Source organism: Xanthobacter autotrophicus ATCC 700552, from assembly GCF_043194565.1.
Classification (GTDB): domain Bacteria; phylum Pseudomonadota; class Alphaproteobacteria; order Rhizobiales; family Xanthobacteraceae; genus Xanthobacter; species Xanthobacter autotrophicus_F.
The window spans coordinates 31,742-44,688 of record NZ_JBAFVS010000021.1 but is presented as its reverse complement, the minus strand read 5'-3'; the positions used below and the strand labels follow the sequence as shown (position 1 = coordinate 44,688).

General features: G+C 69.5%; 9 protein-coding genes. 5 read left to right on the top strand and 4 right to left on the bottom strand.

What is annotated here, in order from left to right:
• Positions 1 to 5: 5 nt before the first annotated feature.
• Positions 6 to 983, bottom strand: a complete 978-nt coding sequence (locus V5F48_RS18970) for a DMT family transporter (RefSeq protein WP_394259965.1) — start codon at positions 981 to 983, stop codon at positions 6 to 8.
• Positions 984 to 1,400: 417 nt separating this feature from the next.
• Here V5F48_RS18970 and V5F48_RS18965 point away from each other — a divergent pair, with 417 nt between their 5' ends.
• Positions 1,401 to 1,664 (top strand): DUF2312 domain-containing protein, encoded by a 264-nt coding sequence (locus V5F48_RS18965; RefSeq protein WP_138401459.1) that lies wholly within the window; start codon positions 1,401 to 1,403, stop codon positions 1,662 to 1,664.
• A 128-nt stretch (positions 1,665 to 1,792) separates the two neighbouring features.
• Here the strand turns inward: V5F48_RS18965 and V5F48_RS18960 are convergent, their stop codons facing one another.
• The 3 genes from V5F48_RS18960 to V5F48_RS18950 form a co-directional block, all read right to left on the bottom strand.
• Positions 1,793 to 3,244, bottom strand: coding sequence for a peptidoglycan L,D-endopeptidase MepK (locus V5F48_RS18960; RefSeq protein WP_394259964.1), 1,452 nt, complete (start codon positions 3,242 to 3,244; stop codon positions 1,793 to 1,795).
• Positions 3,245 to 3,698: 454 nt separating this feature from the next.
• Positions 3,699 to 5,759 (bottom strand): L,D-transpeptidase scaffold domain-containing protein, encoded by a 2,061-nt coding sequence (locus V5F48_RS18955; RefSeq protein ID WP_394259963.1) that lies wholly within the window; start codon positions 5,757 to 5,759, stop codon positions 3,699 to 3,701.
• Between the two features lie 95 nt (positions 5,760 to 5,854).
• Positions 5,855 to 6,619, bottom strand: a complete 765-nt coding sequence (locus tag V5F48_RS18950) for a response regulator (RefSeq protein WP_394259962.1) — start codon at positions 6,617 to 6,619, stop codon at positions 5,855 to 5,857.
• Between the two features lie 219 nt (positions 6,620 to 6,838).
• Here V5F48_RS18950 and V5F48_RS18945 point away from each other — a divergent pair, with 219 nt between their 5' ends.
• The 4 genes from V5F48_RS18945 to V5F48_RS18930 all read left to right on the top strand — a co-directional run bounded on the left by V5F48_RS18945 (position 6,839) and on the right by V5F48_RS18930 (position 12,707).
• Complete coding sequence (locus tag V5F48_RS18945) at positions 6,839 to 8,746, top strand: M3 family oligoendopeptidase (RefSeq protein WP_394259961.1); 1,908 nt, start codon at positions 6,839 to 6,841, stop codon at positions 8,744 to 8,746.
• 103 nt (positions 8,747 to 8,849) lie between these two features.
• Positions 8,850 to 10,271, top strand: a complete 1,422-nt coding sequence (locus V5F48_RS18940) for a murein hydrolase activator EnvC family protein (RefSeq protein ID WP_394259960.1) — start codon at positions 8,850 to 8,852, stop codon at positions 10,269 to 10,271.
• Positions 10,268 to 11,629 (top strand): S41 family peptidase, encoded by a 1,362-nt coding sequence (locus V5F48_RS18935; RefSeq protein ID WP_394110439.1) that lies wholly within the window; start codon positions 10,268 to 10,270, stop codon positions 11,627 to 11,629. Before V5F48_RS18940 ends, V5F48_RS18935 begins: the two co-directional genes overlap by 4 nt.
• 268 nt (positions 11,630 to 11,897) lie before the next feature.
• Entirely contained in the window at positions 11,898 to 12,707 is an 810-nt protein-coding gene (locus V5F48_RS18930; RefSeq protein WP_394259959.1) for a transporter substrate-binding domain-containing protein, read from the top strand.
• Positions 12,708 to 12,947 lie beyond the last annotated feature (240 nt).

The window sequence follows — 12,947 nt, the reverse complement described above, 5'->3', positions numbered from 1 at the left end:
GCCCGTCAATGGCCGCGCTCCTGCGGGCGGCCTGGCGGATGATCTGGCGGGCGATCCTGCGCCGTTGCCGCTCCTTCTGCAGCCGGATCGGGGCGCGAGCGAGGCAGGGCCAGCGTCGGCCCCCGGGGCCGCGCCACCACCAGGCCGCCGAGGATGAGCAGCCCGCCCACCGCCTGAAGGGCGCCGATGGGCTCGTGGAGCAGAACGGCGCCCAGCACCGCCGCCGACACCACCTCCAGGAAGAACACCAGGGCGCCGAAGGCCGGCGGCACCAAGGCGAGCCCCACCGCCATCAATCCTTGTCCGCCCACCTGGGCGACGAGGGCGAGGGCCACCAGCGCCGCCACCCCGCCGGCGCTCGCGGGCCACAGGGTCGGCTCGGCAAAGAGGGCGACCCAAAACAGGATGGTCGCCGTCGCCGCCGTGGACACCAGCGTCGCCGCCGCCGCGCCCCGCGTGCGTCGGGCGCGGCTCAGGGCCAGGAAATAGCCGGCGAAAAACAGGGCGGTGACCAGCCCGGCGGCGTCCCCCGGCAGGTGGGCGGGATCGAACTGCCAGCTGCGCCCCACCAGCGCCAGCGCCCCGAGCCCGCACAGGCCGAGCCCGATCCAGCCGGCGCGGGTGACCGTCTGGCGCAGCACCAGGACGGCGAAGGCGGTGATCCAGACCGGGGAGGTGGTGGCGAGCACGGTGGCGTTGGCCACGGTGGTGCCGAGGATGGCGAGGTGCCAGAAGATGAGGTCGCCGGCAAAGAAGCCCCCGGCGAGGAGGGAGGCGCGATCCGGCCGGAACGCGCGCCGCCCCTCCGCCAGCGCGGCCCACACGGCGAGGACCGGCAAAGCGAGGCCCACCCGCCAGAAGGCGCTGGCGAACGGCCCCACGTCGGCCTGCCGCACGAACAGGACGGAGGCGCCCATGGCGAGGGCGCCGAGGGTCAAGGTCGCGATGCCGAAGGCGAGGCGCGGAAAGGGTTTATCGGGCACGGAACGATCGGGGATTCTGCAGGATGCCGCGCTCGCACGAACCGGCAGCAGCGGTCAGGCGGGACGGGATAGGAATGAGTCCGGCAGGCGGCGCGGTCAACCCCGCGTCCGCGCCGGGCGTGAGACATGGGGGTGTGACCCGCGGGCGGGCCTCCCCGGCGCGTCCGGCCCCGTCCGACCGGATGGGCGCCCGCGGTCTCGTCGCCCGCGCCCGCCGCTTCGGATCAAGATACCATAAGTGGTCCCGGAGCCCTGATGCGGCGTGGATAGCGGGGACGTATCCTTGACGCGGACCCGTGCGGTGGCCTCTATCTTCCTCCCGCTCCGGAGCCGTGCCGGCTCCGGACCCTTTTTTCGTGCGGCCCGCCGGCCAGCCTGGCTTGCGGAACGTGCTTTCGAGCCAAGGAGACCGGCCAGGTGGCTGAAGACGTATCAGACGGCCCCGCGGGCTTTGCCAAGGAACAGCTCAAGTCCTTCATCGAGCGCATCGAGCGGCTTGAGGAAGAGAAAAAGGCCATTGCCGACGACATCAAGGATGTGTTCGCCGAGGCCAAGGCCAATGGCTTCGACGTGAAGGCCCTGCGCGCCATCCTCAAGATCCGCAAGGAAGATGCCGAGGAGCGCAAGGAGCTGGAAGCGATCGTGGAGCTTTATCTCCAGGCGCTCGGCATCTTCGTCTAGAGCGTTTTCGAGCGAAGTGGATACCGGTTCGCGTAAAGAAAACGCGTAAACTCAATGCTCTAGGGCAGCCGGCGGGGGGTGCCCCGCCGCGTCACCCGGCCATCTCAGGCTCGGGCGGCTGAGCCTGCTCACATGCGCTGGGTGTAGGCGATGGTCGGGGCGCGGAACACATAGGTGGGCAGGTCCGCCACCGCCGTGCCGGAAAAGCGCGATTTCAGGCCGAAGGAGCCGTCCCGCGAGAAGGCGGAGGCCACCACTTCATGCGGCGGCGCCATGAAGGTGGCGAGCTGCCGCAGCTCCGGCGGGCGCAGGTAGAGCTCGGTGGCGAGGCTGGGCGACAGGAACAGCCGGCCGAACGCCACCTCGGCGAGCCTGGCGCGCGGCTTGCCGGCGGGGGCCGGCGCATGCGCCACGGTCGGGGCGGGGGCAGGGGGCATCATGCCGCCGGAGAGCACGCTGCGCTGCTCGCTCAAGGGGCCGGGGGAGGCATAGCCCAGCGCCGGACCCGCTTCCGTCGCCACCCCGCGGGTGATGACCGCGGGCAACGGCGCCGCGGCGGTGTTGGAGCCCGGCGCGGTCAGGCTCGCCACCACCCGGGCGTCGCGGCCACCGGCTTCGGCCGGGCGACGCAAGGGGAGCGGCGCGAACAGGCTGGCATTGGCGGCCACCAGCGCGCGGGCGGCGATCTCGGCCGGGCGGGACGGAGGCACCGGCGCGGCGGCGACCTGAAGGGCGGCGGCAGGCGCCGTCGTGGCAGGCGTTGTCTTGCCGGCGGCGCGGGCGGGCGTGGCGTCCTCGGTGGCTGCTGCCGCGACGGTGGTGGTCTCGCCGCCCTCGTCGTCGTCCGCATCCTTCTTGCCGAACAGGCCGGAGAAGAAATTCTTCACGCCCTTGCCGCCATCGGCCGAGGCCACGGCGACGCCGGCCTTGGAGCCACGGGCCTGGATTTCGGCGAGGGCCGCGCCATAGCCCGAGAGCGGGCGTCCATCGGTGCCCACATGCACGGTCTTGCCGTCCGGGAAGACGCGGGCGAGCTGGTCGTGGGTCATGCGCGGCCAGTGGCGCACATTGCCCGTGTCCATGTGGACGAAGGGCGAGCCGGAGGTGGGATAAAAGCCCACGCCGCCGCGCTGGAGCCGGAGCCCGGCCACCCGCAGGTCGGTGAGGTTCACGCCGGGGATATAGAAGTCCATGGCCCGGCCCAGCATGTGCTGGGAGAATTTCGCCACGCCGCTGGAGCGGGCGCGCAGCATGGAATTGGTCTCGGGCGAGCGGTAGGAAGACACGATCTGGATCGGCGCGGTGGCGTCGGTCTCGCGGTAGACCTCCCACGCGATGTCGAACAGGGCCGGATCCATCTGCGTGGACTTCTGGTTCCGCCAGTCCCGCAGGAAATGATTGAGCTGGGCCAGCACCTCACTGTCGTAGCGGCCATTCTTCTTGAAGGTGAAGCTGCCGCTCTCGCCGGAATGGGTGTGGTGCAGGGTGAGGGTGCGGGTGTCGCCGTTGGCCACCGCATTCTGCAGCGACGAGGTGCCCGCCATCAGAAGGCTCGTGCCGATGGCGACGGCCCGAAGCACGGGCAGCCCCTTGAGGCGCACGGATCCCGCGGATGCGGATCTTGTGCGCAGGGATCGGACGGCGGTGATCGCGGAACGGATGGCCAATGTCTCGAACCCGAGGCTCAGATGTCAAGGACGCCGCGACTGTTGCCGCGACGCTATGGGATGAGAGTCTTGTCGGGTTCGGTTAAGGGTGAGTTGACACCCCGCGCCCCCTTGCAGCCGAACCTCAGGTTTCCCTCAAGTATCGGTCACGGGTCCGTGAATTAGCGGCGGAGTGTGGCAAAAACGTGCCGGTGCGGGCTGCGGGCTGTGGCTCTACCGCACCAGGCAACCTATGACATGCGTTATTCACAGGGTGAAAAGCGCGGCAGACTGACGCGCTGAAGATGGGGCGGTGTAGCACAACTCATTGAATCAAAAAGGGACGGCCGCCGGGCCGTCCCTGTCGCTACGGTATGAGTGCGGACTTTCAGCGGGTCTTGGGCGCGGTGCCCCTGGCCGAGGCCCCATCGGCGATTCGCTGCTTGCTGGTGAGGCCGAGCAGGGTCTTGGTCTCGGCATTGATGCCGTAGAGGTCCTCGCGCACCGCCAGGCGGCCGGCATCGTCCACCACCAGGTTGAAATAGACGATGTGCACCGGGAAGCGCTGCTTGAGGTTCACGTAGCGCTCGGAGCTGCCGAACATCTTGCCGATGCGCGCCTGGGTCCAGTTGTCGTTGGGCAGGCCGAGGTTGAAGATGACCTCGCCGAACTTGAGCGGTTCGTAGACCCGCACGCAGCCATGGCTGTAGGCGCGCCGGTCGTTCTGGAACAGCGCCTTCGACGGCGTGTCGTGCAGATAGACCGAATGGTCGTTGGGGAACATGAACTTGATGCGCCCCAGCGCGTTGCGCTCGCTGGGCACCTGGCGGAACGAGTAGCCGCCGGACCCGTTGCGCACCACCTCGATGCCGCGCCGCGACAGCGCCGAGGGGTCCGAGCGCAACAGCGGCATCATCTCGTTGCGGGCGATGGACGGCGGGATGTTCCACGCCGGGTTCACCACGATGTACTGCATCTCGCGGGTCAGCAGCGGCGTCGGCGTCTGCGGCTTGCCCACCACCACCCGCGTCTCGTGGATCTCATGGCCGCTCTGGTAGATGCGCACCAGGAATTCCGGAATGTTGACCATCACATAGGCTTCGCCGAGGTCGCGCGGCAGCCAGCGCCAGCGCTCCATGTTGGCGATCACGTCCGACTTCAGGCTGCCGCCGCCCGGGGTGGCCCCGGCGTTGAGGGCAGTGATGGTGGAGGGGCCGACGATGCCCGTGGGCTTGATGTTGGAGGCCTCCTGGAAGGCCTTCACCGCATCCACCAGCGCCGGGTCGTAGGCGGTGTCGTCCCCCGCCCGCCCGGTGGTGCCGAGGCGGGTGCGCAAAGTGGGAATGCGCGGGTCGCTGGCGCCGGGGCGGATCTGCGGGCCGGCTGGAACGGCGACGATGCCGGGGGTCTGGCCGGTCACCCGGGCCAGCTGGGCCTTCAGCGCGCGATAGCCGGCATGGGGCGGGTTGAAGCCGGCCAGGGCCGCGTTGGCGTCGGGAGCGTAAGCCACCTTGGCCAGCACCGCCGCGGGATCGGGAATTTCGCGCACCGGTGTCACCAGCGCCGAGATGCGGCCGGGATCAAAGCGGCCGGCCTGGGCATGGCGGGCATAGGTGGAGGCGGCAATGGCCACCTTCAGCTCGGTGCGGGCAAGATCGGCGGCGGCCGCGCCGGGCCTGGGCAGGGGAACCGCATAGTCGGTGGGGTCGAGGCCGTCCTCGCCGGCGGCCTCAAGACGGGCGATCACCGCCTTGCCGCGGGCGTCGAGGCCCTTCAGCCCGACGAACACCGGCATGTTCTGCCGCGCGCCGTAGAAGGCGACGAGGCCTTCCTGGTCCTTCTTGGAGGCGGTGACGCTCTCGGGCGTCGCCAAAAGCGCCGCGATGGCCTCGGCCACGGGGGCGAGGGGATCTTCGACCGCGACGGTGACCGGCGGGGTCGCCGGCTGGGCCGCAGGCGCCGGGGTCGCGACCGTCGGAGCCGGCTGCGCGGGGGCGGACTGGGCCGGTGTTGGCGCCTGCTGGGCCTGCACCGGCTGGGCGGGGGCGGGATAAGCCGAAGGATGTGACGGCGCAGGATGGGTCTGCGGCGTGTCGCCAGCGGAATCGACGCCGCCGCGCACGGGAGCCGGAGACGCCGGCGAGAGGGGCTGGGGCACGGTCGCGGCCGCGCGGGGGGCGGGGGCCGAAACCGGCGGCAGCGGCGTGGTGAGGGGCGCGTCGCCCGTTCCCATGCCGGCATTGACGGTAACCGGGGCGGCAGCCGGCGGGTCGGGCTGTTCCGCAAAGGCGGACGACGGCATGAAAGCGGCGAGCGACATCCCGGCGAGCGATACGCCGATGAGCCCCGCGGCCATCAACCGGGAGAGCGGTCCCGCCAGCCCCGTGACCTCGCGCCCTTCGTCGCGCCGCTGATACCCGTTAGCCCCGTACCTACTGGCCCCGAACATGGCCTTCTCCTCGCCACAGCCCCGCCCGTTGGTGCCCCGCTCCGGGGTTGCGATCAACTCACAAGCTTGAGCGAGTCCAGGTTTTCACTGACTTGTCACTCAGCGGCAACAAACCGCCCGGCGGATGGTTCCGCTTCGCGGTTGCGGCCTACCGCGTCCAGGTCCAGGTCCGAGTCCAGGTGCATGTCAGAGTCCAGGTGCAGGTCGGCGAGCTTGCGGTAGAGGGTGGAGCGGCCGATGCCGAGGCGGCGGGCCACCTCCGCCATGCGCCCGCCGTAGAGGTGGCAGGCAAAGCGGATGGCTTCGGCCTCGATCTGCTCCAGCCGCCGGGCATGGCCGGCGGCATCGAGGCGGGCATAGGCAAGGGTGTCCGCCCGCATGGTCGGGGGCAATTCCCCGGCCACGCCCGCGCTGACCGGGGCCGGTGCGGCAGCCGGGACAAAGGGCACCACATTGCCGGCAAAGGCGCGCGCCGGCCGGGTGGCCGGTGCGGCGCGGCCGAGGGCGACGGCGTTGGCGAGGGCCACCTGAAGGCGGAGCACGCCGGCCGGCTTCACCACGAAATCCCGCGCGCCGGAGCGTATAGCGCCCGAGGCGGCATCGAGCCCGGCGGCCGTCACCTGCACCACCACCGGTGCGGTGATGCCGCGCGCGGCCATGGCGTCGAGCACGCCCATGCCGTCGAGCCCCGGCACCACCAGATCCAGCAGCACCACGTCGAAGGCGCGGGCGGCCAGCTGGTCCAACGCCGCGTCGCCATCCTCGGCCAGGGTCACCTCGTAGCCGAGGCCGGCGAGGGCCGACGAGAGGCGGCGCGCTTCGACAGGGTCGTCTTCGACCAGAAGCAGGGGCAGGGTCATTCGGGAATCGCTTGCGGCAGGACGAGGGAGAGAATCACCGGGAGCTTGGCGGGCGATGGTTAAGAAGCCCTGAGCCCCGCCGTCATCCCTGCCGCGGCCCAGCATTGGCGCAGGCGTGGCGGGGCCGGCTTGCGGCGCCGGCCCATTGCGGCGATTTTGTCCTCCACGACCGGCGCCCGCGGTGCGAGCCGCGCGCGTCGCCAAAGGTCCGGAGGTTCCATGTTGCACGCATTTTTCCGCACGCCCGCGTTGCGCGCGTCCGCCCATCCCGTTCTTTCGGCTGATTTCGAGAGCGCGTTTGCCGCCGCCCGTCACGCAGCTCCTGCCACTGCGGCCGCGGTGGCGAGCGCCGAGCGCCTTCCCGAATGGAACCTGACGGACCTTTACCCGGCCATGGATTCGCCCGAGCTGAAGGCGGATCTCGAACAGGCCGACGCCGCCTGCACGGCGTTCGAAGCCGCCTTCAAGGGCAAGCTGGCCGATATGCTCGCGGCCCCCGACGGCGGGGCGGCGCTGGGCGCGGCGGTGAAACGCTATGAGGAGGTGGACGACCTGCTCGGCCGCATCGCCTCCTATGGCAGCCTCATCTATGCCGGCGACACCTCGGACCCGGCCCGGGCCAAATTCTACGGCGACATCCAGGAGCGCCTCACCGACGCCTCCACGCACCTGTTGTTCTTCACGCTGGAAATGAACCGGCTGGACGACGCGGCCCTTGAAGTCGCCTTGGCCGATCCCGCGCTCGGCCATTACCGCCCGTGGGTGGAAGACCTGCGCAAGGACAAGCCCTACCAGCTCGAGGACAAGATCGAGCAGCTGTTCCACGAGAAGTCGAACCCCTCCCGCGGGGCCTGGAGCCGGCTGTTCGACGAGACCATCTCGTCCCTGCGCTTCACCGTGGACGGGCAGGACCTCGCCATCGAGCCCACCCTCAACCTGATGCAGGACCCGCGGGAAGAGGTGCGCAAGTCGGCCGGGCTGGCGCTGGCCGACACGTTCGGCAAGAACCTGCGGCTGTTCACCCTCATCACCAACACCCTGGCCAAGGACAAGGAAATCTCCGACCGCTGGCGCGGCTTTACGGATGTCGCCTCGTCCCGGCACCTCGCCAACCGGGTGGAGAAGGAGGTGGTGGACGCCATGGTGGAGGCGATCCGCGTCTCCTTCCCGCGCCTGTCCCATCGCTATTACGCGCTGAAGGCCCGCTGGTTCGGCAGGGACAAGCTGGAGTTCTGGGACCGCAACGCGCCGCTGCCAAAGGTCGAGACCGCGGACATCGGCTGGGGCGAGGCGCGGGATACCGTGCTGTCCGCCTACGGCGCCTTCTCGCCGAAGATGGCGGACATCGCCAGGACCTTCTTCGACAAGTCGTGGATCGACGCGCCGGTGCGCCCCGGCAAGTCGCCGGGCGCCTTCGCTCACCCGACCGTGCCCTCCGCGCACCCCTATGTGCTGCTCAACTACCAGGGCAAGCCGCGGGACGTGATGACGCTGGCCCATGAGCTGGGCCACGGCGTGCACCAGGTGCTGGCCGCCCGGCAGGGGGCGCTGATGGCGCCGACCCCGCTGACCCTGGCCGAGACCGCCTCCGTGTTCGGCGAGATGCTGACCTTCCGCCGGCTGCTGGACGGCGCCGAGACCCCGAGGACGCGCAAGATCATGCTCGCCCAGAAGGTGGAGGACATGATCAACACGGTGGTGCGCCAGACCGCCTTCTACACCTTCGAGCGCGAGGTCCACACCGAGCGCCGGCAGGGCGAGCTGACCGCCGAGAAGATCGGCGAGATCTGGATGAAGGTGCAGGGCGAGAGCCTCGGCCCGGCCATTTACCTCGGCGCGGGCTACGAGAGCTTCTGGACCTACATTCCCCACTTCATCCACTCGCCGTTCTACGTCTACGCCTATGCCTTCGGCGACTGCCTCGTGAACTCGCTCTATGCGGTCTACGAGAATGCGGCGGACGGCTTTGCCGACCGGTATCTGGAGATGCTTTCGGCGGGCGGCACCAAGCACCATGCCGAACTGCTGGCCCCGTTCGGCCTCGATGCCCGCGACCCGGCCTTCTGGCAGACCGGGCTCTCCCTCATCGACCGCATGATCTCCGAGCTGGAGAGCATGGAGGGCTGACCACGGCCCGCATGTGCATCCGGCGGGGGAAACCTCGCCGGATCGGCGGCCGGAACGCGAAGGTTAACGTCTCCTAAACCCTGTTTCCCCGAGGATCGGGGCCATGACCGCAAGGGCCGCCCTGCTCCTGTCGCTTGTGCTCGCCGGCCTGTTGCCGGCGGCGATGCCGGCGCTTGGGCAGACCGGCGCCGCGCCCGCCGTGGTGCCGCTGCCGCCCCCCGTCCCCGCGCGTTCCGGCCTCGATACCGATGCGCTGAAATCCGACCTTCGCGGCACCGAGGAGGCGCAGAAGCGCCTTAGGGCGGAGCTGGAAGCGGCCAAGGGAGCAGGCACCGGCGATCGCGCCCGGCTCAACCAGATGCTGGTGGAGACCGCCACCCGCACCCGTTCCGTCGAGCAGCAGCTCATCGACGTGGAGGGGCGGATCGGGGTGCTCGACGGCTCTGCCGCGGACCTGGGCGCGTCCCTCGCCAAGCGTCGCGGCGTGCTGGCCCAGGTGCTGGCGGCGCTGATGCGCATGGGCCGCGAGCCACCGCCGGCCCTGCTGATGCGCCCGGACGATGCGCTGGACGCGGTGCGCTCGGCCATCCTTTTGGGCGCGCTGCTGCCGGAATTGCGGGTGGAGGCGGAGACGCTGGCGGCCGATTTGTCGGAGCAGGCGCGCGTGCGCGGCGAGCTGACCGCCGCCCGCGACAGCCTCACCCGCCTCAAGGCCGAGCTGGACGACGACAGGAAGCGGCTCTCCATCCTGGTGACGGAACGTCAACGCCGCCAGGCCGAGGAGCAGCCGGTTCCGCCGATCGATCGGAGCCAGGCCGAGACGGTAGCCAAATCCACCGGCGACGTGCACGATCTCGTGACGCGGCTGGAGACGGAAGTGGGGCCGTCCGCCCGCGCCGCCGACGCGGCGAAGGCGGTGACCCGTCCCATCGAGCCGGGGAAGCCGGACCTCACCGCCCTGCGCAATCCCGCGCGGATCACCCCCGCCATCGCCTTCAGCCAGGCTAAGGGCTTGCTGCCGCTGCCGGTTGCCGGCGTGACCCTGAAGGGGTTCGGCGCGCCGGACAGCGTGGGCGGAGCCGAGAAGGGCATGACCATCGCCACCCGCGCGGGCGCCCCCGTGAGCGCGCCCGCGGATGGCTGGGTGGTCTATGCCGGGCCGTTCCGCAGCTACGGACAACTCTTGATCATCAACGCGGGCGGCGGCTACCATATCCTCATGGCAGGCATGGAGCGGATCACCGTGGACCTTGGCCAGTTCGTCCTGGCGGGCGAGCCGGTGGGGGTGATGGGCGGCCTGTCGCGGACTGCGGCTCCCGCGGTGCGCGGCCCGGCGGTACCGGCCTCAAGTCAGGCCGCAGTTCAGTCCCCAAATGTTGTTCCGGCAGCCGGATTACGTTTTGGCAATGAGCCTGGCACAGCCTTGGGACAGCCCCAATTATATGTCGAGTTCCGAAAAGACGGGATCTCCATAGATCCTACCCCGTGGTGGGCCGCAACGGACAGTCAGAAGGTGCGTGGATGATGCGTCGGACGTCTCTATTTCTTTTCGGCGTGGCGGCGGGCGCCCTCGTGGCCGTTGCAGCGGTGCAGCCGCGGGTGCTGGCGCCCTTCTTTCTGGGCACCGCGGCCGAGGCGGCGTCTTCGGACACCTACAAGCAGCTCAACCTGTTTGGCGACGTGTTCGAGCGCGTGCGCACGGACTATGTGGAGAAGCCCGACGACGCCAAGCTGATCGAGTCTGCCATCAACGGCATGCTCCAGTCGCTTGATCCGCACTCCTCCTACATGGACGCGAAGAACCACCGCGACATGCAGGTGCAGACGCGCGGCGAATTCGGTGGCCTCGGCATCGAGGTCATCATGGAAGACGGCCTCGTGAAGGTGGTGACCCCCATGGAGGACACCCCGGCGAGCAAGGCCGGCATCCTCTCCGGCGACCTCATCGCCAAGCTGGACAACGACCAGGTTCAGGGCCTGACCCTGAACGAGGCCGTGGACAAGATGCGCGGCCCGGTGAACACGCCGATCACGCTGACCATCCTGCGCAAGGGCGTGGAGAAGCCCATCGAGATCAAGCTGGTGCGCGACACCATCAAGATCCAGACGGTGCGCTCGCGGGTCGAATCGGACGACATCGCCTATATCCGCCTCAACTCGTTCACCAACGAGCAGACCTACGAGGGCCTGAAGAAGGCCATCGACGAACTGACCGCCAAGATCGGCCCGGACAAGATCAAGGGCTACATCCTGGACCTGCGCAACAATCCCGGCGGCCTGCTCGACCAGGCGGTGGCGGTGTCCGATGCGTTCCTGGAGCGTGGCGAGATCGTCTCCACCCGCGGCCGCAATGCCGAGGAGACGCAGCGCTTCAACGCCCGCGGCGGCGACCTCACCAAGGGCCGGCCGGTGATCGTCATGGTCAACGGCGGCTCGGCCTCGGCCTCCGAGATCGTGGCCGGCGCCCTGCAGGACCACAAGCGCGCCACCGTCCTCGGCTCGCGCTCGTTCGGCAAGGCCTCGGTGCAGACCATCATTCCGCTGGGCCAGCAGGGCGCGCTGCGCCTGACCACGGCGCGCTACTACACGCCGTCGGGCCGCTCCATCCAGGCCAAGGGCATCGAGCCCGACATCATTCTGGTGCAGGACCTGCCGGACGAGATGAAGCAGAAGCTCGGCGCCGCCGCCGACACCACCCGCGGCGAGGCCTCGCTGAAGGGCCACCTGAAGAACGGCGAGGACGAAGCCACCGGCTCGCCCTCCTACGTGCCGCCGGACCCGAAGGACGATACCCAGCTGAAGCTCGCCGTCGAGCTGATGAAGGGCACCGTCAAGAACGCCGCCTTCCCGGCGAGCCCCAACAAGGCTTCCCAGGCGAACTGAGGGTCCCTCTCCGGGAGCCTGCCCTAAACATGGGCGCCTGAAAATTATGCAAATGCCCCGTCCGAGACATCGGGCGGGGCATTTTTGTTTGCCCCGACCTGCTCCAACCCGCCGCCACCTGTCGCCCCGGCGCCGATACGTCGTGTGACCGCCGCGCGACAACCCGCCCCCTCCGGGAAAGGCGCGCCGCCCGATCTCCTTGGCATAGGCTTTGCTGAACCCTTGGACGAAAGGCGCTGTGGCGCCGTGTCAGGGAGGCAGGCGCGACATGCGCTCAGATCGCAGGACTTTCCTTCGAACCGCGTTCGCCGCCGGTGCGCTGCTCGGCGCGTTGGCCCCGGTGGCGCTGTCCACCGCCGCGCGGGCGGACACCCTCGACGACATCATGAAGGCGGGCGTGATCCGCATCGCCGTGCCGCAGGATTTCCCGCCCTTCGGGTCGGTGGGCATCGACCTCAAGCCGCTGGGCTATGACATCGACATGGCCAACCTCATCGCCGCCAAGCTGGGCGTGAAGGCGGAGCTGGTGCCGGTGACCAGCGCCAACCGCATCCCCTACCTCCAGACCAAGAAGGTGGACCTCGTCATCTCCAGCCTCGGCAAGAATCCCGAGCGCGAGAAGGTGATGGATTTCTCCGTGGCCTATGCCCCGTTCTTCAACGGCATCTTCGGCCCCGCCGACGTGAAGGTGGAGAAGGTGGAGGACATCGCCGGCATGACCGTGGGCGTCACCCGCGGCTCGGTGGAAGATCTGGAGCTGACCAAGGTCGCCCCGCCCACCGCCGACATCAAGCGCTACGAGGACAACAATTCCACCATCTCGGCCTTCCTCTCCGGCCAGGTGAAGGTGGTGGCCACGGGCAATGTGGTGGCGGCGGCCATCCTCGCCCGCAACCCGCCGAAGAAGCCGCAGGTGAAGGTGCTGATCAAGAATTCCCCCTGCTACGTGGGCCTCAACAAGGACGAGCCCAAGCTGCTGGAGAAGGTCAACGCCATCATCACCGCCGCCAAGGCGGATGGGTCGCTGGAGAAGATCTCGCAGAAATGGCTCGGCGCGCCGCTTCCGGCGGACCTGTGAGGGCCTGAGTTTCACGCGGGCCGGGGCAGCGGGCGGTCCCGGCTCTGCGGTCCTGGTTCTTGGGAACCGAGCCCGGCAACAGCCGGGTTCGGGCGGGGCGGGCAGGGTGGGGGACATCGTCGGGTTTGACCGCCTGCACTCGGGCATCCGTCCAGGCCTGCCCCCTCCCCATCCCTCCCCCGCAAACGGGAGAGGGCGCAGCGGCTCGCCGTCGGGTGACGCTTTTGTCGGTCCGCCATC

Coding starts and splice junctions, on each gene's coding strand:
- V5F48_RS18955 (WP_394259963.1), bottom strand. CDS start 5,759: ATGTTCGGGGCCAGTAGGTACGGGGCTAACGGGTATCAGCGGCGCGAC.
- V5F48_RS18930 (WP_394259959.1), top strand. CDS start 11,898: ATGCGCTCAGATCGCAGGACTTTCCTTCGAACCGCGTTCGCCGCCGGT.
- V5F48_RS18935 (WP_394110439.1), top strand. CDS start 10,268: ATGATGCGTCGGACGTCTCTATTTCTTTTCGGCGTGGCGGCGGGCGCC.
- V5F48_RS18950 (WP_394259962.1), bottom strand. CDS start 6,619: ATGACCCTGCCCCTGCTTCTGGTCGAAGACGACCCTGTCGAAGCGCGC.
- V5F48_RS18945 (WP_394259961.1), top strand. CDS start 6,839: ATGTTGCACGCATTTTTCCGCACGCCCGCGTTGCGCGCGTCCGCCCAT.
- V5F48_RS18940 (WP_394259960.1), top strand. CDS start 8,850: ATGACCGCAAGGGCCGCCCTGCTCCTGTCGCTTGTGCTCGCCGGCCTG.